Origin of the sequence: Aquicoccus porphyridii, assembly GCF_008369105.1 — a bacterium.
Classification (GTDB): domain Bacteria; phylum Pseudomonadota; class Alphaproteobacteria; order Rhodobacterales; family Rhodobacteraceae; genus Aquicoccus; species Aquicoccus porphyridii.
In genome coordinates this window covers 1-369 of record NZ_VINQ01000221.1, presented here as the reverse complement: position 1 = coordinate 369, position 369 = coordinate 1, and the positions used below count along the sequence as shown (strand labels likewise).

1 pseudogene is annotated in these 369 nt (G+C 68.8%); it reads right to left on the bottom strand.

The features are described from left to right. Positions 1-369: pseudogene (locus tag FLO80_RS24270) on the bottom strand (type VI secretion system tip protein VgrG); the annotation flags it as partial.

Below are 369 nucleotides of genomic sequence, written 5' to 3'. Positions count from 1 at the left end.
TTCCCGCCCAGCCGGAGGCAACGCGTAACCAGCAACTGCTGCTGTCGTCGGCCTGGCCCTCGCGATCCCAGTGGAATTGCACCTTCACCCGACCGTAGCGGTCGCAATGGATTTCCTCGCCCTTCGGGCCGGTCACCACCGCGCTCTGCGTGCCGAGGATGCGCGGCTTCGGCGGCGTCGGCGGGGGACGGAAGAACGCCTCCCAGGGCGTGGCCTGGAAGCGGTTGCGGTAACCCTGCCGGAAGTCGTCCGGGCTCGCCGAGGCGTCGGAGACGATGCTTTCTTCCAGCACCTGCGGCTGCCGCCCCTCGTGAATCACCTCGGTGAGCAGCCAGAGGTCGTTCCAGCCCGCCTGGGGATGGTCGGCCA